Source organism: Nocardia sp. NPDC087230 (assembly GCF_044744725.1).
Lineage (GTDB): Bacteria > Actinomycetota > Actinomycetes > Mycobacteriales > Mycobacteriaceae > Nocardia > Nocardia canadensis.
This window is the reverse complement of sequence record NZ_JBIUYV010000002.1, coordinates 869,098-889,827: the sequence shown is the minus strand read 5'-3', so window position 1 is coordinate 889,827 and position 20,730 is coordinate 869,098. Positions and strand designations below refer to the sequence as shown.

Below are 20,730 nucleotides of genomic sequence, written 5' to 3'. Positions count from 1 at the left end.
AAGCCCGGTCGACACTCTGTCGCACCGGGCTTTCCGCGTTCTCAGCGCCGCGTGATCCGCTCGTAGGTCACCGGCGGCAGGTAGTCGCCGATCAGCCTGCGCCGCCACCAGATCCGCTGCCGGAACAGTTCTTCGGGCGAGCTGAAGTGGTACTCGTAGAGCCGGGCGCGCAGGTAGTGCGGTGGGGCGTCCGGGAAGGGGCAGTGCCGCAGCAGGCGCAGGGTGTCGGGGTCGTTGCGGAGCAGGCGCAGGGCCAGCGGCAGCGCCCACGCCCTGGCGTAGGCGGGCGACAGCGCGGCGAACCACATCAGCCAGTCCAGGCGCAGGTGGTACGGCGCCCACTGGCGGGACAGGCGGCGCGGATCGCCCGGTTTGCCCTTGAACTCGTACTCGCGCCACCGCGTGTCCGGGGTGAGCTCGGTGGCATCGGTGCCCTCGACCACGATCTCGTGCCGGACCCGCGTGATGCTGCCGAAGGCGCCGTAGGTGTTGACCAGGTGCAACGGGTCGAACGAGGCGTTCATGGCCTGACGCGAGGACAGCAGATTGACGACCGGCTGATAGCTCAGCACGGCGACCAGCCCGACATAGCCGAACACCGCGCCGGTGAACCAGGCAGGTGGCGGCTGCGCCTCGGGCGCGTCGGGCAGCATCGCATAGACCCGCCCGTCGACCACCGTCGTGGCCAGCAGCAGCGTCACCCAGTTCAGCCAGGCGAAATTGCCGGACAGCACCAGCCACAGCTGGGTGACGATGACGATGCCGGCCGCCACGCTCGCCACCGGTTGCGGCGCGAACAGCCCGAACGGCACCACCAGCTGCGCGAAGTGATTGGCCGCGACCTCCACCCGGTGCAGTGGTCGCGGCAGCTGGTGGAAGAACCAGCTCAGCGGACCGGGCATCGGCTGGGTCTCGTGGTGGTAGTACAGGCAGGTCAGGTCGCGCCAGCACCGGTCCCCGCGCATCTTGATCAGCCCGGCGCCGAACTCCACCCGGAACAGCAGCCAGCGCGCGGCGAACAGGACGAGCAGCGGCGGCGCGACGGTGTCGTTGCCCAGGAAGATCGCCAGAAAACCGGCCTCGAGCAGCAGTGCTTCCCAGCCGAAGGCGTACCAGGCCTGCCCGACATTGACGATCGACAGATACAGCACCCACAGCACGAACCACAGCGCCATCGACCCCCACAGCGGCACCAGATCGGCGGCCCCCACGGCGACCGCGACCGCCACCGCCACCCCCGACCAGGCCACCGCGGCGTAGGCGCGATCGGAATAGTGCAGCTGGAACAGACTCGGCGCCCGCCGGAACGGGGTCCGCGCCAGGAAACGCGGCACCGGCAGCATCCCGCGTTCGCCGAGCAGCGCCCGGAATTGCAGCGCGGCGCCGAGGAACGCGAGCGCGTAGACGACCGCCAGGCCACGCTGGAAGATCAGCCTGCCCTGCCAGTACTCCGGCGCCGTGAACCAGTCCATGCACCCGCTCCCGGACGGTCATGCTCCCTGGTTCGATTGTCCACCCGCAGACCGTCCGGCGAAACGCCCTCGGTCATTCCGGCAGCTCGAGGCCGGGTCCGCCGGTGACCGCCGCGCGCAGCTCGGGCTCGTGCCACCGCGCGGCGATGCCGGGCAGCGCCGCCAGATAGCCGACGACGCGGTCGGTGTCCCAGCCGTGCGAGGCGCGCAGTCCGGCGGCGATCATGGCCACATAGCGAGCCGATGGTCGTTGCAGGTCAACCGTTTCCGGCCGCCACGGCGCGGTGAAGGTGAGGATCGGCGCGCCGTCGAGGGTCCCGGCGTGCACCACGGTCTCGTACCGGCCGCGCCCCAGCCGGACCGAGCCCGCCGCGAGCACCGACGCGAGGTCGAAGTCGGCGCTCGGTGTCCGGTACATCTCCTGGGCGAGCAGATCGCCGAACTGGCCGACGGTGAGCAGGTACCCGCGCGCCGCGACGCCGATCGGCCAGCCGGTGGCCGGGCGGTCGGCGTAGAAGGCGACGCCGCCGGTCCAGACCGGGCTCTGCCAGGCGAAATACAGACTCCCCGGCAGGGTCAGCGGCAGGGTCGCCGCCGGTGGGGTGCGGTCGCGGAAGCCGGGGTAGGGGTGCGCTGTGCCCGGCGGGGTGCCGCCGTCGCGGTAGTAGGCGAACCGCGCGGCAAGCATGTTGGAGCCGTACGCGGCGTACCAGACGCGCTGAGCTGTGGTCACGGGCTCACCTCGGGTGGGTCACGGTTCCTGAGCGGAGGAAACGAATCCGTTCCTGCCGTCGATTCTTCCTTCGATGGGTCGGGAGGACATCGAGGGGAGAGATCATGAGATCAGCGATCGTGGTGGCAGCGCTGGTGGCGTCGGCGGGGGGACTGGCCGCGTGCGCCGGCGATCAGGGTTCGACCGCGCAGACCACCGTCACCCAGTCTGCCGTCGCCCAGCCGAGCGGCACCGGCGCCCCGGATACTCCACCGGTCATCGTGCCCAGCCCAGCCACCGCCGTCCCGACGGCGGCGCCCACCGGATTGCCCTCGCGCGACGACGCCACCGTCGACGCCCGCGACTACCAGCAGCGCGACAACTTCTACTTCCAATCACCGACCGGCAACATCATGTGCGGCATCCTCGCCGACGCCCCGTTCGGCGTCGGCTGCCAGCTGGCGAAGGCGAATGTCATTCCGCCGCAACTGCCCAACTGCGACGACGCCCCCGACCGCAAGGTCGCCGTGCACACCGTCGGCGGCAAGACGGAGTTCCTGTGCACCAGCCAGGGCATCTTCGTCGGCTCCCCGGTGGACGGCACCAACAAGGGCGGCGGCGCCACCCTGCACTACGGCGACACCCTCGTCGTGCGCGGCGTCGCCTGCACCTCCAGCAGGCAGGGCGTCCGCTGCGACGCGGCGGGCCACGGCTTCACCATCTCCGCCGACAGCCAGACCACCTTCTGACCCCGCGAATCACCCGAGACGGGTGATTCGCGCGCTCCCCGGCTCGCCCAGGCTGGACCTCAGCAGCCGATCCCGAGCCGAGGAGCAGCAATGGGGCAGCACCCGAAGGACCCGAGCGAGGCGACCACCGCGGCCAACCGCGCGGCGACCCAGCTCTACGACATGGACAACCGCGCGGACTACGCCGCCGCGCGGCAGGGCCTGATCGCGGAGTTGCCGGGTCCGGTGTACTCCGACACCGATCCGTCGAAGGTCGTCTTCGATCCGGCGGACTTCGACTACCTCGACGGCGATCCGCCGACCCCGGATTCGGTGAATCCCAGCCTGTGGCGCCAGTCGCAGCTGATCAGCCTCGGTGGGCTCTTCGAAGTCACCAAGGGGGTCTACCAGGTCCGCAACAACGACATCGCGAATCTCACCATCGTCGAGGGCGAGGACGGCCTCATCGTCATCGACTGCATGGCCGGTGTCGAGTCCGCCGAGCAGGCGATGAAGCTGCTGCGCGAGCACGTCACCGACAAACCGGTCGCGGCTGTCGTCTACACCCACACCCACATCGACCACTACGGCGGCGTGAAAGGCGTGATCTCGGCCGAGGACGTGGCCTCGGGCAAGGTGCCGATCATCGCCCCGGGCCATCAGTTCGACAAGTACGCGATCGGCGAGAACGTGGTAGCCGGTAATGCGATGGCCCGGCGCAGTTTCTACGCCTTCGGCTCGATGCTGCCGCCGGGGCCGCGGGGATTCGTCAGCTGCGGTATCGGGATCGCGGCCACCAAAGGCCCGATCGTGTCCTATATCTCGCCGACCGATCTGATCACCGAGACCGGAACCAAACGCGAGATCGCCGGTATCGAGATGGAATTCCTGTACGCGCCCGATACCGAGGCCCCGGAGGAGATGCACATCTGGATTCCCCAGCTGAAGGCGCTCACCTGCGCCGAGAACGCCAATCACTCGCTGCACAACATCCAGACCCTGCGCGGAGCGCGCACGCGCGACGCCCGGAATTTCGCGCGCTATCTCGACGAGACTCTGGAGCGGTGGGGCGACGAGGTAGAGGTGCATTACGGCCCGCACACCTGGCCGGTCTGGGGCAACGACAACGTCACCGGATTCCTCGAATCCCAGCGCGACACCTACAAATTCATTCACGACCAGGCGCTGCGACTGGCCAACAAGGGCTACACCCCGCTGGAGGCCGCCGAGGTGATCGAGCTGCCCGAGCAATTGCGCCGCGACTGGGCCAATCGCGGCTATCACGGCACCCTGCACCACGACGTGCGCGCGGTGTACGCCAAGGAGCTGGGCATGTGGGACGGCGATCCGGTCTCGCTGCACCCGCATCCGCCGGTCGAGGCGGCCCGCCGTTTCGTCGAATTCGCCGGTGCGGACAAGATTCTCGCCGAGGGCGAGCGTGCGATCGCGGCGGCCGACTATCGCTGGGCCGCGGAGATTCTGCACAAACTCGTCTTCGCCCAGCCGGACAATCAGCGCGCCAAGGACTTGCAGGCCGACGCCTATGAGCAGATGGGGTACCAGGCCGAGGGTCCGCAATGGCGCGGGATATTCCTGACCGCCGCGCTGGAATTGCGCGACGGTGTCCAGCCGCCGCCCTATGTGACGGCCAGTGCGGACAGCGTGCTGGCGATGCCCATCGACATCCTCTTCGATTTCGTGTCGGTGCACGTGATCGGCGAGAAGGCCGCCGATGTCGACCTGCGGATCGTCTTCGACTTCACCGATCACGACGCGCGATGGACGATGTGGATCCGCCGCGGCGTGCTCAATGCCCGCCGCGGACGTTTCGGCGACCCGCAGCTCACGGTCTCGGGGGCGAAGCCCGCACTGACCGCGGTACTGCTGAAACCCGGTTCGGCGCAGCAACTCGCCGCCGGCGGCAAGATCACCCTCGACGGCGATGCCACGGTGCTCGATACCCTCGCCGGTGTCCTCGACGAGTTCGATCCGGCGTTCGCCATCGTCACCCCCTGACGAACGAGAAGGGGGCGCCACCCGGAATCCCGGATGACGCCCCCGCGCTCGTAGTCGACTAGTGCGCCGTCGACTTGAATCGCCGCAACCGCAGGCTGTTGCTCACCACGAACACCGAGCTGAACGCCATGGCGGCGCCGGCCAGCATCGGGTTGAGCAGGCCCGCCATGGCCAGCGGGATGGCCGCCACGTTGTAGGCGAAGGCCCAGAACAGGTTGCCCTTGATGGTGGCCAGGGTGCGGCGCGACAGGCGGATCGCGTCGGCGGCGGCGCGCAGGTCGCCCCGGACCAGGGTCAGGTCGCTGGCCTCGATGGCGACATCGGTGCCGGTGCCCATCGACAGGCCCAGATCGGCCTGGGCCAGGGCGGCCGCGTCGTTGACGCCGTCACCGACCATCGCGACGACCTTGCCCTCGGCCTGCAGCCGCTTGACCGTGTCGACCTTGTCCTGCGGCAGCACCTCGGCGATCACCTCGTCGATGCCGACCTCGTCACCGATGGTGCGGGCCGCGCGGGCGTTGTCGCCGGTCAGCAGGATCGGGGTCAGCCCCAGCGCGCGGAACTGCGCGATGGCCTGCGCCGAGGTCGGTTTCACCGCGTCGGCCACGACGAGCACGCCGCGTGCCTTTCCGTCCCAGCCGACCGCCACGGCGGTCTTGCCCGCCGACTCCGCCTCCGTCATCGCGGTTTCCAGCGCCTCGGGCAGCGGCTGCGACCAGTCGGCCAGCAGCCGGGCCCGGCCGACGATCACCGCGGAACCGTTCACCACGCCCTGCACGCCGAGGCCCTCGACATTGGCGAAACCCTCCACCGGCAGCAGCGTGCCGAACTCGTCCTGCGCGGCCTTGGCGATCGCCTGGGCGATCGGGTGCTCCGACGAATGTTCCAGCGCGCCCGCCAGTTCCAGTACCCGGCCGCGCTCCTCGCCCTCGGCGGGCAGCACGTCGAGCAGGGTCATCTTGCCGGTGGTGACGGTGCCGGTCTTGTCCAGCACGATGGTGTCGACCTTGCGCGTCGATTCCAGCACCTCGGGCCCCTTGATCAGGATGCCGAGCTGGGCGCCGCGCCCGGTGCCGACCATCAGCGCGGTCGGGGTGGCCAGGCCGAGGGCGCACGGGCAGGCGATGATCAGCACCGCGACGCCGGCGGTGAAGGCCGCCGCGATCGCGCCGCCGGTGCCGAGCCAGAAGCCGAGGGTGGCCACGGCCAGCGCGATGACGATCGGGACGAAGATGCCGGAGATCTTGTCGGCCAGGCGCTGGGCCTGGGCCTTGCCGGTCTGCGCGTCCTCGACGAGCTGGGCCATCTGGGCGAGCTGGGTGTCGGCGCCGATCCTGGTGGCGCGCACCAGGAGCCGTCCGCCGACATTGACGGTCGCGCCGGTCACCGCGTCGCCCGCGCCGACCTCGACCGGCACGGATTCGCCGGTCAGCATGGAGGCGTCGACCGCCGAACTGCCCTCGGTCACCACACCGTCGGTGGCGATCTTCTCGCCGGGCCGCACGATGAACTCGTCACCGACGGCCAGCCGCTCCACCGGAATCCGGGTCTCCACGCCGTCGCGCAGGACCGCGACGTCCTTGGCGCCCAGCTCCAGCAGCGCCTTCAGCGCGGCTCCCGCCCGTCGCTTGGAACGGGCCTCGAAGTAGCGCCCGGCCAGGATGAACGTGGTGACCCCCGCCGCGGCCTCCAGGTAGATGCTGCCGGTGCCGTCCATCCGCGCGATGGTGAATTCGAACGGGTGCTTCATCCCCGGCGTGCCCGCCGTACCCCAGAACAGGGCGTACAGCGACCAGCCGAAGGCGGCGAGCGTGCCCATCGACACCAGCGTGTCCATGGTGGCGGTGCCGTGCTCGAGGTTGGTCCAGGCCGCCCGGTGGAAGGGCAGCGCGCCCCACACGACGACCGGCGCGGCCAGCGTCAGCGAGAGCCACTGCCAGTTGGTGAACTGCAACGCGGGGATCATCGCCATCGCGATGACCGGGACGGTGAGCACCAGCGAGACCAGCAGGCGGGTTCGCAGTGAGGCGGTCGGGTCGGGCTCGACGGCCGCGTCGTCGGTGGGCTCGGCCTGCTTCGGCGCGGGCAGCGCCGCGGTGTAGCCGGCCTGCTCGACGGTGGCGATCAGCTCCTCGGGGGAGATGTCGCCGGTGACGTCGACCCTGGCCTTCTCGGTCGCGTAGTTGACCGTCGCGGTGACCCCGTCGAGCTTGTTGAGCTTCTTCTCGATCCGGTTCGCGCAGGAAGCGCAGGTCATGCCACCGATCACCAGTTCTACCTGGCCGGTGCCCGGTGGTTGCGTCACGGTGGTCATGGGGTGCTCCGTTTCGTTCCTGGTATCGATTCTTGCTGAGGGTTTGCCGACGGGCTACGTCAGTGCCCGTGGCCGGGTTCGGCCGGTGCGGTCGTCGGCGCCGGATCGCTCGCGCCGGTGGCCGCCGGCTGGGCGACGCGCACCGTGAACTCGGCCGTGCGCACCACGCCCTGGTGCTGGAAGTCGAGGAACAGGCGGTAGTCGCCCGCGCTCGGCGCGTTCACCACGAAGTCGATGCCGGGACCGGCGGGGGTGACTCCGTCGCCGGGGGCACCTTCGGGGTGAACGTGCAGGTAGGCGAGGTCGGCGGCGCGCAGGGCGACCAGGTGGCCGTAGGCGCCGAGGTAGGGCTGTAGGTCGGTGACCGGGGTGCCGTCGCGGCTCACCGACAGCGTCACGTTCGAGGCCGTTCCCGGCGTGACCGTGCCGTCGAGGGTGACGGTGTACTCGCCGACCCGGGCGGTGGTCGCGGGCGCCGGGAGCGCCTGCACGTCGTAGTTGCCCGCCACGCGCAGGTCCGCGCCGAGAGTCAGGTTCGACCCGCCCGCCGGGGTGAAGTCGGCGAACACCCGGTAGTCACCGCCCCGGCTCAGGTTCAGCGGCACCGACCAGGTGCCCGCCGGGTCCAGCACCGGGTGCACGTGCTGGAAGCCCGCCATGTCGCGCCGCACCACGATCAGGTGCAGATCCTTGTCGTGGCTGGTCACGTACTTCGTGACCGGTGCGCCGGTGGCGTCTAGGATGCGGAAGCTCACCGGCGCCTGCGCCGCGGTCGTGGTGTTCGGCTTGTCGATGGCCAGCGTGTAGCCCTGATCGGAGGCGAGGAGGCCGCCGGGCAGGTCGGCCGACGGCGCCGCCGCGGTCGAGTGTTCGCCGTGCCCGGCCGGTTCGGCGGGTTCCGGACCGACCAGGGCGCCGGCGGCCAGAGCGATCCCGAAGACCGCCGCGAGGCCGAGGGTGAAACCGGCGAACTTGCCTGTTGCGTTCATCGGGATGCTCCGTTTCGGGTTCAGTCGGCGAGCTGGAAGCCGGCCGCGGTGACGGCGTCGGCGAGGGCGGTGCGCTCGGGTGCGGTGCCGTCGATCGCCACCGTGCCGGTGGCCAGGTCGACCTCGACGCCCGTGACGCCGGGCAGTGCGCCGACCTTGTCGCGCACCTTGTTGGTGCAGCAGCCGCAGGTCATGCCGGTGACGGTGACGGTGGTGGTGCTCATGGTGGTCTCCTCGTCCGTGATCTCAATCATTACCATACCCCCCTAGGGTACTTTGTCAAACGGTGGCGTCGGCCGTGACCGGGGCAGGGCTGCGCATGACCGCGGCGGTGATGCCCGCACCGGCCAGGGCCAGCAGGCCCGCGCCGAGGAAGGCCGCCGAGTAGCCGTCGGTCAGCGCCGTGGCATCGCCCAGTTCGCCCGCGCCGAAGGCGGCGGCGACCGCCGTCATGGCGGCCAGGCCGAGTGCGGAACCCACCTGGTAGCTGACGTTGACGATGCCCGAGGCCAGACCGCCCTCCTCCGGTCGCGCCGCCGAGATGGCGGTGCCGAGCGAGGGGATGAAGGCCAGCGACATCCCGCCGGCGGCCACCAGCGAGGCGGGCAGCACGTCGACCCAGAAGTTGCCGGTCGGCCGCACCAGCGACATGATCCCCAGGCCGAGACCCAGCACGATCAGGCCGGTGACGATCATCGGCTTGGCGCCGAAGCGCTGCATGGCCTTCGGGGCCAGCACCACCATGCCGAGCATGATCAGCGTGGTCATCGGCAGCAGCGCGGCGCCCGACGGGAACGCGCTGTAGCCGAGCACCTGCTGCAGGTACAGGTTCAGGAAGAACCACATCGGCACCCACGCCGCGGCCAGCGCGAACTGGGCGAAGTTGGCGGCGGCCAGATTCGGCGCGCGGAAGATGCTCAGCCGCATCAGCGGTTCGCCGCGGCGGGACTGAATGGCGACGAAGCCGCCCAGCAGCGCGGCGGCCAGCGCCAGCACGCCCAGGGTTTCCGCGGACGCCCAGCCGACCTCGGGAGCCTGCACGATCGCGTACACCGCGGCCGCCAAACCGGCTGTCACCGTGATGGATCCGGCGATGTCGATGGATCCCTTGCGCGCGGGGGCGGCGGGCATCAGCAGCGGAACGGCGATCAGCGCCAGCGCCGCGATCGGGATATTGATGTAGAAGACCCACGGCCAGCTGACGTATTCGGTGATCACACCGCCCAGGAACACGCCCGCGGTGCCACCGGCGGGAGCCGCCGCGCCGTAGACGGCCAGCGCCTTGGTGAGTTCCTGCGGCGAGCCGCCGAACAGCATCATCAGCAGGGTCAGTGCCGAGGGTGCGATCAGCGCCGCGCCCGCGCCCTGGATCGCCCGGCCCGCCAGCTCGATGCCGACGGTGCCCGCGGCGCCGGCGATCACCGAGCCTACGGCCAGCACCAGCCAGCCCGCCCCGAAGATCCGGCGCGCGCCGAGCAGGTCGGAGAGCCGGCCGCCGAGCAGCAGCAGGCCGCCGAAGGCGATCACGTAGGCGTTGAACACCCAGGTCAGATTGCCGGGGGTGAAGCCGAGCTCGGCCTGCATCTTCGGCAGCGCGATCCCGATGATCGAGGTGTCCATGATGACCATGAACTGCGCTGCGGCGATCACCGCCAGCGCCCACCACTTCCGGGTGGATTGCGATTGCGTAGTCACGACTTTCGTCCTTTCGAGCGGAGAGCGTCTCGTGGTCGATACCCTACCCCCCTAGGGTATTAACCTGTCAAGACTCCGGCGGAAAGGATTTCGACAGCGAAAAGCCCGGCCCACACGGCGGTGGACCGGGCATTTCGTGCTGCGCGGATCAGGATTCGGGGCGGTAGGTGATCAGCGCGATCGCCGGCGCCGACACCACCTGCACCCGCTCGCCGCCCTTGACGGAAATGTGCGCGAAGCCGCCCTCGATGGCGACGTGCACATCGCGCACCGTCGCGGTCTGCCGCCCGTCGGCATCGGTCAGGGTGTAGCCGGCGACCAGGCCGACGGTGTCGGCGGCGCGCCATCTCGATGTCGTCGCGGGTGCCTTCGGTGGGGTGGGGGCGAGTGGAAAGTCCAGCTCGGGGCGGGCGACATGGTTGAAGTAGTTCGACAGCACGTTCAATGCCACATGGCCGACGGCCTCAGTCAGTTCGGCATCGCTGACGCCGCTGCTCCTGGCCTCGGCCAATCGCTCGTCGTCCACCCGGCCGCCGGTGCGCTGTACCTCGCGGGCGAAGCGCAGCACGGCTTCGGCGTGCGGGTCCTCGGCGCGGGCGGCCCGCGTCGCCGCGATCGCCTCGGGCGTGAAGCCCATCTTCGACGCGCGCATCGTGTGCGCCGAGACGCAGTATTCGCAGCCGTTGTCGGCGGCGATCAGCAGGGCGAGCTGCTCGCGGGTCCGCGCGCCGAGCTTGCCCGCGGTGAGGGCGTCGCGCAAGCGCAGATACCCCCGTAGGGTGGCCGGGCTGTTGGCCATGGCGGCGTACAGATTCGGCACCCGGCCCAGTTGCCGCTGGACTTCGGTGAGCAGTTCGCCCTGCTCGGCATCGGCGGTGTCGGCGGACAGTAGCGGCAGTCGGGACATGGTGCGCTCCAAGGCTTTCGGCAACGGTACTGATCGGTACCGAATGGAGACGGTACCGATCGGTTCCGTCTCGGTCAAGCAATTCGGTACCGATCGTTTCCGTTCTGGTACGGTGGGCGCATGGCGACACAGGCCAAGCAGCGGTTGCTCACCACCGCCGAGGAGCTGTTCTACGCCGAGGGCATTCGCGCCGTCGGCATCGACCGGCTGCTCCAGGAGTCCGGCGTCGGCCGCGCCTCCTTCTACCGCCACTTCGCGAGCAAGGACGACCTGGTCGTCGCCGTGCTGGAAGACCGCGACCGCCGCTGGCTGGACTGGCTACGCACCTCCGTCGAAGCCGTCGACGACCCGACCGCGCGCCCGCTGGCCGTCTTCGCCGCCCTCGCGCAACGCTTCGCCCGCAACGACTTCCGCGGCTGTGCCTTCATCAACACGATGATCGAAGTCGCCGACCCCACCGCCCCCGCCCACCAAGTGGCCGACCGTCACAAGCGCCGCGTGATCGACTACCTCACCGAACTCCTCACCGCCGCGGGCCATCCCGATCCGGAGGTCCTCGCCCCCGAACTGGCCCTGCTCATCGACGGCGCCATCGTCACCGCCGTGCGCGAGAACTCCCCGGCCGCCGCCGACCGCGCGGCCTCGATCGCCACCAAACTCCTGGCGTGAGCGCGGCCGGACCCGCGGCGTTCGCGGGCGGTGAACACGCTCTGCCGGAGCGCGAATTCGAGCTTCAGCCCGCGTGCAGGTGGCGGGCGGTCGGGGAGGTGGCCACGGTCGCCGGGTCGGGGGCGGTGCCGAGGAGGCGGTCGGCGGTGCCGGAGGTGGTGACGGTGAACCAGTAGTGCTCGTTCTTGTAGTGGTGGTGGCGGTGGTTGCGCCAGATCGCCCGGTAGAGAGCGTGCTTGGGCTTGTAGTCGGTGTGGATGAGGTAGTGCGTCCACTCGTAGAGCAGGCCCAGCGTGGTGATCGTCAGCAGGAAGGTCAGGCCGAGGCCCAGGCGCGGGAACGCCAGCAGGCCGATCGCGACCAGCGCGACGATGGTGAGCGTCAGCGACTTGGGCGGGATGAACACCAGCGGGGTGGCGCGTGGATCGGTGTGGTGCGCACGGTGTTTGCGGGCCAGCTCGCTGTCGATGGTGAGTGGGCCGAGGTGGCGGGGCCGCCAGTGCAGCACCGTCACGTGGATGATCCACTCCGTCAGCGGGAAGGTGCCGATGACGATCAGCGGGACGAGGGCGTCGGTGAACTGCCAGTCCCCGACCGCGATCCGCGCCACCAAGGCGGCGACGAAGACCGTGGCGATCATCCAGGGCGAGGGATGCCGGACGAATTCGCGGGCCATCTCGCTCAGCGAGGCGCTGCGGCGGAGGGCGCGGGGCGCGCCGGATCGGGCGGGGTCGCGGCCCTGCCCGGCCGCGGTGGTGTCGTGCGACGTCGTTGTCGGACGGTCATTCTTCATGGCGATTCCTCGGGTGGATCACGCCCCGTCGAGGGCGTGGATGAGAGCGGTGGTCGCCGGCCCGAGCAGTGCTCGCGCGGATTCGGCGGCCCGTTCCGGCGCGCCCGCGGTGATCGCGGCGGCCAGGTCTCGATACGCGTCACCATTGCCCACCTCGGCGGACATGATCGGCGCGAGCGCCGCCAGCGCGGGTTCGTAGGCGGCGCGAAGCATGGAGTACATCAGCCGGAACGCGATCGAATCGGCCAGCTCGAGGACGTGGTCCCAGAATTCGAGGGCGATGCGCTGCTGTGTGAGCGGGTCCGCCTCGGCGACAAGGGCGTTGACGGATTCGTGGAGCAGGTCGAGCTCGGCGGTGAGCGCGTCGGTGCCGCCCGCGCGGGCTCGCCGGACCCGACCGGCCGCGAGCTCGGCGATCTTCGGACCGTTGTGCAGCCGCGCTTCGAGAATGCTGCGCGCCACGGCGGGATCGATGGTGTCGCCCCGCAGCAGCAGCCGGGGCAGTACTTCCAGCCCCGCGCTGCGTCGATAGTCGAGCACGGTGGTGGCTTCCCCCTGCCGCACCGACACCAGCCCCGCCGCCGCCAATCGCTGCAACGCCTCGCGCACCGCGGGCCGCGAGACCCCCAGCGCCTCGGCCAGCTGCCGCTCACTGGGCAACGTGCTCCCCGCCGCCAGCTCCCCGCCCAGCACTTCGGCGGCGATCTGCTCGAACACATCACCGGATACCGACCGCTTCACGACAGGAGTCCACGCCATGCCTAGATCCTCCACCCAACAGGTCAAGAGGTCAAGTGGTCAGACCAGTTTCAAGCGCGTCGTCTTGCCATGATCGGACACAGTGTTCATTATTGAGGCATGTTCACGCCGAATGAACGTGACCTGGGGATGAACATCCTCGACGAGTGCATGCGGCGACTCGACGAGTATGGCGTCGCGTTCGAAGTCCTGGAATTCACTGAACGGCCGAACGCAGCCGCAGACCTGATCGCGAAGTTGGACGCCGGTTCCTACGGAAATCGGACCTATGCCGTCGAAATCCGCCGTCGAATGACCGCGGCAATCGCCGATGCCCTGCCGCGCACCGAGCTGCCATTGCTCATTGTCGCTCCCTACGTATCGCGCGAGGCCGCGGAGGTCCTTCGGGATCGGCACATTGATTTCGTAGACCCGGCTGGGAACATGGCACTTGTCTGGCCGGCGATGCGCATCCACGTTGTCGGCCAGTCGAAGCCGCCGGCCGCGACGGCGGTGCCGACGCGTGCTCCCCGCGCATTCGGTCCCGCTGGTGCGAAGGTGCTGTTCACGCTCCTCAGTTGGGACGATGCCGTGCAGTTGCCGCTGCGCACTGTCGCGGAGCGCAGCGGTGTCTCGCTGGGCACCGCGCACATCGTCGTGAACGAGCTGGAAAGCGCTGGCTATGTCGTATCGGTCGATGGCGCGAGAAGGTTGATGCGGGGGCGAGAGCTTCTCGACCGTTGGACCGAGTCCTTCTCGACCACAGTTGTGCCGAAGCTTGCGTCGACCGCGTTCGTCGATGACACGGTCGGTTGGTGGCAGGAATCGTGGGCGGAGCTCGCCGCTGAGGGGGTCCAACTCGGCGGCGAAGCAGCTGGCTCGCACCTGGACTCCGACCTGCACTCGAGGACAGCGATTCTCTATACGGGGTCTATGCCGAGAAGGTTGGCCGCTCAGCGGCGGTGGCGTCGATCTTCCGAGCGGTCGAACATCGTAATCCGACAACGATTCTGGGCTCCGCCGGAGCCGATCAGCCCCTTGGTTCCGAGCACCCTGATCTATGCGGATATGTGGACATCCGGAGATTCACGCCAGCGCGCTCATGCCGAAAGGATCAGGGAGAGTGACCCTCGACTTGTCGAAATCGACAGATCCTGAGATCGCCCTGGCTGCCGCCGTCCTGCTCGAACTGGACGCTGCGGCAGCGCGGGCCGGTATCGAATTTCTTGTGGTCGGAGCAACGGCACGAAACATGGTGGCGCGCAGCATCACAGGCTCCACACCAGCACGAGCTACGCGCGATGTGGACATCGCTGTTGTCGTTGCCGACTGGAGCGAGGTTCGGCGGCTCGGCGAGATGTTCGGAGGTAGGCAAGAGCTTGCGCATCGTTTCGAGATCGATGGTGTTCCGGTTGACGTCATTCCGTGTGGTGCAATCGAGAGTCCAGCCCGAACAGTCGCCTGGCCGAACGATTTCACCATGCACACCTTGGGGTTCCGGGAAGCGTTCCGATCCTCCCAATCAGTATTGTTGCCAGGGCCATTTGCTGTACGCATCCCGTCCGTCGCGGCGCAGGTGCTCTTGAAACTGGTCGCCTGGTACGACCGGCATTGGGACAGTACGAAAGACGCGATCGATCTTCGGACGATGCTCGAATGGACCGATACCGGACCACTGCTGGAGCGAATGTACGAGGAGAACGCGGACATCGTCGAACTGTACGACTACGACGTCACACTGGCTGGTGCGCACGGTATCGGGAAGGCCATCAGAGGCTTGCTCGACCGATCTGCACTAGCTCAGGTCAGCAGGTTGCTCGCAGACAGGCAACTGCAGGTGCGTCTTGCAGGCGATATGCAGGGTGTCTTCAACCGATCGCTCCAACAGCTCGATGCCCTCGCAGCGGGCGTGACCGGCAATGGGAATCACCTCGGATCACGATGATCGATCAGCTGGGGTCGGAGCCGCGGATGGCGGAGAACCAGGTGAATGTGGCCGCGGCGGCGAGGGTGGCGCCGGCGAAGGCGGGGATGCCACCGGCCATGACGTAGACCCACAGCAGGCCGACGATCGGGGCGGCGACGGCGGGCTGGACATCGAGGACCAGGCGGCGGGCGATCCCGTAGGCGGGTACCTCGGACGCGCGGCTCGGATTGTCGACGAGCTTGCCCGCGGGCTCGGTGTTGCGGACCCGGCCCGACGGGTAGAAGCGCAGCTCACCGGTGCGGATCCGGCGGCCGGTCAACTCCAGCTCGGTCGGCGTCAGCGTGGACAGGCTCGGCTCGTAGAACACCGGCTGCCACACCATCCGATCCCCACTGGTGATCTCCAGCCACGACCGGCTGACCAGCCGATGCTGCTGCCGCACCCGCCGCCCCCCGACCGTGCCCGTCGCGACGAGCCCGGTCGGCAGCACCCCCAACGCCAACCCCAGCTGATAGGTGGTGACCGCGAGAATCACCAGCACGACCACGGCGAGCGCACTCAGCTGATCGAGATCGGCGAACGGCACCAGCGCGGCGAGAACCGCGACGGTGCCGGACGTGACCAGCAGGGGGTAGACGAGTGCGCGCGCCGGGCCGGACACGGTTACTTCACGAAGCCGATCTTGGTGTAGTCGAGGGAGGCCAGGCCCGCCGCGCCGAAGTTGGCGAGGTTGTCACGCACTCCGACATTGCCCGCGGACTGGAACAGCGGCAGCGAATGGCCCTCTTCGAAGACCTTCCGGTCGACCTGGTTGGCCAGTTCCTTGGCCTTGACCGGATCGAGTTCGGAGATGGTCTGTTCGATCAGGGCGTTGAGCTCGGGCGAGCCGATCCGGCCATAGTTGCCCTGGATGTCGTCCGGGTAGTAGCCGTAGATCTGAGTCAGGCTGCTGAGCGGGAACGGGTCACCGGCCCAGAACCACTGCCCCACATCGAAGTTGCCCGGCTGGAGAACATCCGAGAACAGGCCGGCGCCCGGCTTGGTCTCGATGCTCAGCTTGACGCCGATCTGCGCGAGATTCTGCTGGATGATCTGGCCGATCTGGATGTTGGTCGGGTCGTTGTACATGACATCGCGGATCTCGAGCTTGCGCCCGTCCTTCTCACGCACATCGCCGTTGAGTTTCCAGCCGAGGGCGTCGAGCTCGTTGGCCGCCGCCGTCGGGTCGAAACCGAGACTGTTGTCCTGGTAGCCGTCCTGGCCGCTCAGGTAGACGTGATTGTTCAGCGGCTTCGGATCCTGCACGAGGCCGTTCTGGATGGCGGTCGCGATGCCCTGCCGATCGATCGCCTTCGAAATCGCGACGCGCACGCCCTGGTCGGACAGCAGCGAACCCGGTGCGCCGTTGAATGTGAAGTGGCCCCAGCTGTTGCCGGGTGCGCGACGGACCGCCACGCCGGGCGCGTTGCGTACCGACTTCAGGTTGTCGAGGCTGGCGACGCCGACCGCGTCGATCTCGTTGTTCAGCAACGCGGGAACGAAGGCGGCGCTGTCGAGCACGCTGAAGGTGATCGTGTCCAACTTGGGGGTATCGCCCCACCACTTCGGGTTGCGTCCGAGCACCACACGACCCTGCCCGCGGTCGACGGACTGGACGACGAACGGACCGGCCGACAGCCCGAGCGCGTCGACCTGGCTGTTGTTGAACGCCTCCGGAGTCGCTGTGGCGGACTTGGGGAGCAGGAAGGAGTTACCGGCGAACTGGCCTTTCCAATCGGCGTAGTGCTTGTTGAAGGTGATGACGGCCTGCCGGTCGTCGACGCCGCGCTCGACCTTCTCGATCCGATCGAAGCCACTGCTGTTGGCGATCAGGAAGGACTTGTCCTTGCCGCTGAGCGCGTTGGCCTGGGACTGGAAGTCCTCCCAGGTGATCGGCGAACCGTCCGACCAGACCGCCTTGGGGTTGATCGTGTACGTCACCTGCTGCGGCTCGGTGTTGGTCAGAGCGACATCGGTGAAGAAATCGGTGTTGACCGAGAGTTCCGCCGCGGCATTGGTCTTGAACGCGCGCGGCATCACCGGACGCAGAATCGAACCGGTATCACCGTCGTTGCCATCGGTGTGCAGCGAATTCCAGTTCTCCGGCAGCGAAGTGATGGCCAGCCGCAGGTTGCCCCCGTCGCGCAGCTCGCTGACATCCTTCGGATTGATGTCGTTGGTCGTGCCGAGCGAGGCTTGTCCGTCCGCCGCCGGTTCCTCCGAGCTACACCCGGCCGCGAGCACACTGACGATGACCAGAGGTATGGCCAGGCGGGTGGTCAATGAACGAATCCGCATGATCCGCTCCTTTCCATATGTTCGCTGCACGAGTGCGGCACTTCGGTGATTACTTGACGAAGCCGACCTTGGTGTAGTCCTCGGACGCCAGTCCCGGCGCACCGTAATTCGCCAGGTTCTCCCGCACCGCGACCGTACCCGCGGACTGCACGATGGGCAGGGAGAAGCCCTCCTCGAAGATCATCCGATCGGCCTTGTTCGCCAGCTCGATGGCCTTTTCGGGGTCGAGCTCGGCGATCACTTCCTCGATCAGGGCGTTCAGCTCGGGCGAACCGATCCGGCCCTTGTTGCTCAGCGGGTTCGCCGGGTCGTAGGCGTAGATCTGCGGCAGCGCACCGAGCGGGAAGATGCTCTTGGACCAGACGAATTGGGCGATATCGAAATTGCCCGGATCGATGACATCGGTGAACAGGCCATTGCCCGGATAGGTCTCGATCGTGAGCTTCACGCCGATCGCCGCGAGATTCTGCTGCGCGATCTGCGCGATCTGCGTCCAGGTGTCCGACTGGTACATCACGTCGCGGATCTCGAGCTTGCGCCCGTCCTTCTCCCGGACGTCACCGTTGAGCTTCCAGCCCAGCTCGTCCAGCATCCGAGCGGCCTCGGCCGGGTCGTAGGACACCGATTGCGCGTTGTCCTGGTAGCCCTTCTGCCCGACCAGGAAGAGATGGTTGTTCAGCGGCTTCGGATCGGTCACGATGCCCTGCTGGGTCGCCGTGGCGATGGCTTGTCGGTCGATGCCCTTGCAAATCGCGATCCGCAGCTTCGGGTCGGCCAGCAGCGCGCCGGGCGCTCCGTTGAAGGTGAAGTGCGAGAACCGGTTCGCCGATGCCCGTCGGACCTTGATGCCCGGCGTACCGGTCGCGGCCGTGACCTCCTCGATCCCGCTCAGGCCGGTGGCGTCGAGTTCGTTGTTCTGCAGCGCGGTCAAGCGGGCCTCGTCGGCCAGGACGCTGTAGGTGACCGTGTCCAGCTTGGGGGTGTCGCCCCACCATCTCGGGTTGCGGCTGAGCACGATGCGCTGCTGGGCGCGGTCGATCGAGGTGATGATGAACGGTCCCGAGGACAGCGGCATCTCGTTGCGGTACAGATTGTCGAAGGACTCGGGGGACGAGGTGAGCTGGCGCGGATACAGCGGATTGAACAGGCCCTTCCATTCCGCGTAGTGCTCGGCGAAGGTCACGATCGCTTGCCGGTCGTCGACGCCACGCTCGACCTTCTCGACGCTGCTGTAACCCTGGTCGTGGCTGATCTTGAACGCCGGATCGCGGCCGCTCATCGCGGCGGCCTGCGAGCGCAGATCCTCCCAGGTGATGGGGGATCCGTCCGACCACACGGCCTTCGGGTTGATCGTGTACACGATCTGCTGCGGATCGGTGTTCGTCAGCTGCACGTCGGTGTAGAAGTTGTGGTCGATCGAGAGTTCGCCAGCGGCATCGGCATTGATCGAGCCGGGGAGCGTCCAGCCGGTGACGTCGCTGACCTCGCCGTCGGCGTCGACATGCAGGCTGTTGAACGTTTCCGGGAAGCCGCTCAGCGCCAAACGGAAATTGCCACCGTCGCGGATCGCGTCACGATCTTGCGGGTTGATGTCGTTGACCGCGCCGATCGAACTCGATCCCGACTCCACCGCGGTGTCGGATCCACAGCCACCCAAAACCAGCGTCAACGCGACAGCGGGTGCCGCGACGCGGAAACCGGCGCGACGCAGCCGGGATGCGTAAGTAGCAGTGGTCATTTCGTGAATCCGATCTTCGTGTAGTCGTACGATGCCAAGCCCGGTGAACCGATGTTGGCCAGGGTGGTGCGGGCGCCGAAGCTGCCGTCGGACTGCATGAGGGGCAGGGAGTGGCCTTCCTCGAACACCGCGCGGTCCACCTGGTTGGCCAGGTCGATGGACTTGTGCGGGTCGAGTTCGGTGATGGTGCGTTCGATGAGGGCGTTGAGTTCGGGCGAGCCGATGCGGCCGTAGTTGCCCTGCAGGTCGTTGGGGTCGTAGTAGTAGATCTGGCGGATGCTGGCGAGGGGGAACGGGTCGCCCTGGAAGATGAACTGGGCGGCGTCGAAATCGCCGGGCTGGATGACGTCGGTGAAGTAGCCGGCGGAGGGCTTGGTGTCGATGGTCAGGCCGACGCCGATCGCGGCGAGGTTCTGCTGGATGATCTGGGCGATCTGCACCCAGGTCGGGTCGTTGTACATGACGTCGCGGATGACGAGCTTGCGGCCGTCCTTCTCGCGGACGTCCCCGGTGCGGACCCAGCCCAGCGCGTCGAGTTCTGCGGCCGCGGCCGCGGGATCGAAGCCGAGGCTGTTGTCCTGGTAGCCCTGCTGGCCCTGCAGGAAGATGTGGTTGTTCAACGGCTTCGGGTCCTCGACCAGGCCGTTCTGCAGCGCGGTGACGATGCCCTGCCGGTCGATCGCCTTCGAGATGGCCACCCGGACGGCCGGATCGGCGAGGATCGAGCCCGGCGCGCCGTTGAAGGTGATGTGGCGCCAGCGGTTGCCGGGCGCGCGGCGGACCACCAGGCCCTCGGTGCCGCGCACGGTCTTCACCTCGTCGATGGTGGTCAGGCGGACCAGGTCGAGTTCGTTGTTCTGCAGCGCCTGCACCCAGGCGGTGTGGTCGAGCACGCTGTAGGTGATGGTGTCGAGCACGGGCCGCTCACCCCACCATTTCGGGTTGCGGCCCAACGTGATCCGGCCCTGGGCGCGGTCGGTGCCGGTGACGATGAACGGGCCCGCGGTGAGACCGATCGCGTCGACCTGGCTGGTGTTGAACGCCTCGGGGGTGCTGGTCACCGACTTCGGGTACAGCGAGCTGTTGCCCGCGAACTGGCCGCGCCAGTCGGCGAAGGGAGTGTTGAAGGTGAGGATCGCCTGCCGGTCGTCGACGCCGCGCTCGACCTTGTCGACGAACTCGAAACCGTTGGTGATGGCGATCAGGTAGCGCTTGTCCCGGCCGCTGAGCGCGTTCGCCTGGGCGGCGATGTCCTCCCAAGTGATCGGGGAACCGTCCGACCACACCGCCTTCGGCTTGATCGTGTACGTCACCCGCATCGGGTCGGTGCCGGTCAGCGCGATGTCGGTGAAGTAGTCGGTGTCGACGGTGAGCTTGCCCGCCGCGTCGATCGTGAACGAGCGCGGCATCATCGGGCGCAGGATGTCGGCGATCTCGCCGTCGTTGCCGTCGTTGGACAGCGTGTTCCAGTTCGCGGGGTAGCTGGTCGTGGCCAGCCGCAGATTCCCGCCCTCGCGCAGCGCGTCGCGCTCCATGGGGTTGATGTCGCTGGTGGTCCCGAGCGCGTCGGTGAGCCCGGTCGCGGATTCGTCGCCGGACCCACAGCCCGCCACGATCATCCCGGCCGCCACCACGACGGCGGCGCAACGCAGCCGGGCGCGACGACGGGCTTGCATTCCTCGGGATCTCATGGCG

General features: G+C 68.2%; 18 protein-coding genes. 5 read left to right on the top strand and 13 right to left on the bottom strand.

Annotated elements, in window-relative coordinates:
* Positions 1-41: 41 nt before the first annotated feature.
* Both ACIO52_RS10345 and ACIO52_RS10340 read right to left on the bottom strand, forming a co-directional pair.
* Complete coding sequence (locus ACIO52_RS10345) at positions 42-1,472, bottom strand: lipase maturation factor family protein (RefSeq protein ID WP_402643114.1); 1,431 nt, start codon at positions 1,470-1,472, stop codon at positions 42-44.
* Between the two features lie 73 nt (positions 1,473-1,545).
* Positions 1,546-2,205, bottom strand: a complete 660-nt coding sequence (locus ACIO52_RS10340; protein ID WP_342801553.1) for a histone deacetylase — start codon at positions 2,203-2,205, stop codon at positions 1,546-1,548.
* A gap of 104 nt (positions 2,206-2,309) precedes the next feature.
* Between ACIO52_RS10340 and ACIO52_RS10335 the strand changes: the two genes are divergently transcribed.
* Together ACIO52_RS10335 and ACIO52_RS10330 are read left to right on the top strand one after the other, a co-directional pair.
* Positions 2,310-2,933, top strand: a complete 624-nt coding sequence (locus ACIO52_RS10335) for a DUF6636 domain-containing protein (RefSeq protein WP_255587427.1) — start codon at positions 2,310-2,312, stop codon at positions 2,931-2,933.
* A gap of 90 nt (positions 2,934-3,023) precedes the next feature.
* A complete protein-coding gene (locus ACIO52_RS10330; RefSeq protein WP_218717476.1) occupies positions 3,024-4,928 on the top strand; it encodes an alkyl/aryl-sulfatase in 1,905 nt (634 codons plus the stop codon).
* 58 nt (positions 4,929-4,986) lie between these two features.
* Here ACIO52_RS10330 and ACIO52_RS10325 read toward each other — a convergent pair whose 3' ends face one another.
* The 5 genes from ACIO52_RS10325 to ACIO52_RS10305 all read right to left on the bottom strand — a co-directional run bounded on the left by ACIO52_RS10325 (position 4,987) and on the right by ACIO52_RS10305 (position 10,833).
* Positions 4,987-7,242, bottom strand: coding sequence for a heavy metal translocating P-type ATPase (locus tag ACIO52_RS10325; protein ID WP_316573134.1), 2,256 nt, complete (start codon positions 7,240-7,242; stop codon positions 4,987-4,989).
* 59 nt (positions 7,243-7,301) lie between these two features.
* Positions 7,302-8,231, bottom strand: coding sequence for a hypothetical protein (locus ACIO52_RS10320; protein ID WP_316573135.1), 930 nt, complete (start codon positions 8,229-8,231; stop codon positions 7,302-7,304).
* 20 nt (positions 8,232-8,251) lie between these two features.
* Complete coding sequence (locus tag ACIO52_RS10315) at positions 8,252-8,455, bottom strand: heavy-metal-associated domain-containing protein (protein WP_218717496.1); 204 nt, start codon at positions 8,453-8,455, stop codon at positions 8,252-8,254.
* A 55-nt stretch (positions 8,456-8,510) separates the two neighbouring features.
* The gene (locus tag ACIO52_RS10310; RefSeq protein ID WP_316573136.1) at positions 8,511-9,926 is read right to left on the bottom strand and encodes an MFS transporter; all 1,416 of its coding nucleotides are present in this window, start codon (positions 9,924-9,926) and stop codon (positions 8,511-8,513) included.
* Positions 9,927-10,074: 148 nt separating this feature from the next.
* Positions 10,075-10,833: a carboxymuconolactone decarboxylase family protein gene (locus ACIO52_RS10305; RefSeq protein WP_402643107.1), complete on the bottom strand. Its 759-nt coding sequence runs from the start codon at positions 10,831-10,833 to the stop codon at positions 10,075-10,077.
* A 120-nt stretch (positions 10,834-10,953) separates the two neighbouring features.
* Between ACIO52_RS10305 and ACIO52_RS10300 the strand changes: the two genes are divergently transcribed.
* Positions 10,954-11,502 (top strand): TetR/AcrR family transcriptional regulator, encoded by a 549-nt coding sequence (locus ACIO52_RS10300; protein WP_402643104.1) that lies wholly within the window; start codon positions 10,954-10,956, stop codon positions 11,500-11,502.
* A 64-nt stretch (positions 11,503-11,566) separates the two neighbouring features.
* On the opposite strand, the gene ACIO52_RS10295 is transcribed toward ACIO52_RS10300, so the two are convergent.
* Together ACIO52_RS10295 and ACIO52_RS10290 are read right to left on the bottom strand one after the other, a co-directional pair.
* Positions 11,567-12,178 (bottom strand): sterol desaturase family protein, encoded by a 612-nt coding sequence (locus ACIO52_RS10295; protein WP_218717497.1) that lies wholly within the window; start codon positions 12,176-12,178, stop codon positions 11,567-11,569.
* Positions 12,179-12,313: 135 nt separating this feature from the next.
* Complete coding sequence (locus tag ACIO52_RS10290; protein ID WP_218717482.1) at positions 12,314-13,054, bottom strand: FadR/GntR family transcriptional regulator; 741 nt, start codon at positions 13,052-13,054, stop codon at positions 12,314-12,316.
* Between the two features lie 99 nt (positions 13,055-13,153).
* Between ACIO52_RS10290 and ACIO52_RS10285 the strand changes: the two genes are divergently transcribed.
* Both ACIO52_RS10285 and ACIO52_RS10280 read left to right on the top strand, forming a co-directional pair.
* Positions 13,154-14,191, top strand: coding sequence for a type IV toxin-antitoxin system AbiEi family antitoxin (locus ACIO52_RS10285; RefSeq protein ID WP_402643099.1), 1,038 nt, complete (start codon positions 13,154-13,156; stop codon positions 14,189-14,191).
* Complete coding sequence (locus ACIO52_RS10280; protein ID WP_402643096.1) at positions 14,157-14,978, top strand: nucleotidyl transferase AbiEii/AbiGii toxin family protein; 822 nt, start codon at positions 14,157-14,159, stop codon at positions 14,976-14,978. The genes ACIO52_RS10285 and ACIO52_RS10280 overlap by 35 nt, the downstream gene beginning before the upstream one ends.
* A 4-nt stretch (positions 14,979-14,982) precedes the next feature.
* Here the strand turns inward: ACIO52_RS10280 and ACIO52_RS10275 are convergent, their stop codons facing one another.
* The 4 genes from ACIO52_RS10275 to ACIO52_RS10260 are packed head-to-tail and all read right to left on the bottom strand — an operon-like array spanning position 14,983 to position 20,726.
* Positions 14,983-15,621 (bottom strand): hypothetical protein, encoded by a 639-nt coding sequence (locus ACIO52_RS10275; protein WP_394358647.1) that lies wholly within the window; start codon positions 15,619-15,621, stop codon positions 14,983-14,985.
* Between the two features lie 2 nt (positions 15,622-15,623).
* Positions 15,624-17,297: an ABC transporter family substrate-binding protein gene (locus tag ACIO52_RS10270; protein WP_342801549.1), complete on the bottom strand. Its 1,674-nt coding sequence runs from the start codon at positions 17,295-17,297 to the stop codon at positions 15,624-15,626.
* A 49-nt stretch (positions 17,298-17,346) separates the two neighbouring features.
* Complete coding sequence (locus ACIO52_RS10265; protein WP_402643091.1) at positions 17,347-19,035, bottom strand: ABC transporter family substrate-binding protein; 1,689 nt, start codon at positions 19,033-19,035, stop codon at positions 17,347-17,349.
* Positions 19,032-20,726: an ABC transporter family substrate-binding protein gene (locus ACIO52_RS10260; RefSeq protein ID WP_402643089.1), complete on the bottom strand. Its 1,695-nt coding sequence runs from the start codon at positions 20,724-20,726 to the stop codon at positions 19,032-19,034. The genes ACIO52_RS10265 and ACIO52_RS10260 overlap by 4 nt, the downstream gene beginning before the upstream one ends.
* Positions 20,727-20,730: the final 4 nt, after the last annotated feature.

What these genes read in the sequence shown, in the direction of transcription:
- ACIO52_RS10315 (WP_218717496.1), bottom strand. Translation starts at nt 8,455, where the DNA reads ATGAGCACCACCACCGTCACCGTCACCGGCATGACCTGCGGCTGCTGC.
- ACIO52_RS10270 (WP_342801549.1), bottom strand. Translation starts at nt 17,297, where the DNA reads ATGCGGATTCGTTCATTGACCACCCGCCTGGCCATACCTCTGGTCATC.
- ACIO52_RS10325 (WP_316573134.1), bottom strand. Translation starts at nt 7,242, where the DNA reads ATGACCACCGTGACGCAACCACCGGGCACCGGCCAGGTAGAACTGGTG.
- ACIO52_RS10305 (WP_402643107.1), bottom strand. Translation starts at nt 10,833, where the DNA reads ATGTCCCGACTGCCGCTACTGTCCGCCGACACCGCCGATGCCGAGCAG.
- ACIO52_RS10265 (WP_402643091.1), bottom strand. Translation starts at nt 19,035, where the DNA reads ATGACCACTGCTACTTACGCATCCCGGCTGCGTCGCGCCGGTTTCCGC.
- ACIO52_RS10330 (WP_218717476.1), top strand. Translation starts at nt 3,024, where the DNA reads ATGGGGCAGCACCCGAAGGACCCGAGCGAGGCGACCACCGCGGCCAAC.
- ACIO52_RS10295 (WP_218717497.1), bottom strand. Translation starts at nt 12,178, where the DNA reads ATGGCCCGCGAATTCGTCCGGCATCCCTCGCCCTGGATGATCGCCACG.
- ACIO52_RS10345 (WP_402643114.1), bottom strand. Translation starts at nt 1,472, where the DNA reads ATGGACTGGTTCACGGCGCCGGAGTACTGGCAGGGCAGGCTGATCTTC.
- ACIO52_RS10285 (WP_402643099.1), top strand. Translation starts at nt 13,154, where the DNA reads ATGTTCACGCCGAATGAACGTGACCTGGGGATGAACATCCTCGACGAG.
- ACIO52_RS10320 (WP_316573135.1), bottom strand. Translation starts at nt 8,231, where the DNA reads ATGAACGCAACAGGCAAGTTCGCCGGTTTCACCCTCGGCCTCGCGGCG.
- ACIO52_RS10335 (WP_255587427.1), top strand. Translation starts at nt 2,310, where the DNA reads ATGAGATCAGCGATCGTGGTGGCAGCGCTGGTGGCGTCGGCGGGGGGA.
- ACIO52_RS10260 (WP_402643089.1), bottom strand. Translation starts at nt 20,726, where the DNA reads ATGAGATCCCGAGGAATGCAAGCCCGTCGTCGCGCCCGGCTGCGTTGC.
- ACIO52_RS10290 (WP_218717482.1), bottom strand. Translation starts at nt 13,054, where the DNA reads ATGGCGTGGACTCCTGTCGTGAAGCGGTCGGTATCCGGTGATGTGTTC.
- ACIO52_RS10300 (WP_402643104.1), top strand. Translation starts at nt 10,954, where the DNA reads ATGGCGACACAGGCCAAGCAGCGGTTGCTCACCACCGCCGAGGAGCTG.